This window comes from Salinimicrobium oceani (genome assembly GCF_012037645.1).
In genome coordinates this window covers 1-324 of record NZ_JAAVJR010001342.1, presented here as the reverse complement: position 1 = coordinate 324, position 324 = coordinate 1, and the positions used below count along the sequence as shown (strand labels likewise).

Genomic DNA, 324 nt, shown 5'->3' with positions numbered 1-324 from the left:
AGAAACAATTCTATTTGATGAGGATTGCGATATCCCGGTATAGGTCCTATCAAATCCCCTTTTTCGTCGAAGAAAATCAGGCTGGGGTAGCCTGTGATTTTCATAGCTCGTGCAAATTGATGTGTACTGTTGCGGCCTTTCCTGTTTGGATCATGATCCGGATTGGTAAAGGTAAGATCTCTGTAATTTATTGCTTCGGTGCCTTCAGCATTAAACTTTACCGGGTAGTAGTGCTTGTTGATATAAGCAGCCACGTCTTTATTAGAAAAAGTATTTTTATCAAGTAATTTACAGGGGCCACACCAGACGGTATAGGCATCCATA

The 324-nt window shown here is 41.0% G+C and carries 1 protein-coding gene; it reads right to left on the bottom strand.

The window, feature by feature from the left end:
- A partial coding sequence (locus tag HC175_RS22115; protein WP_168140009.1) for a thioredoxin family protein occupies positions 1-324 on the bottom strand: 324 nt, incomplete at both ends.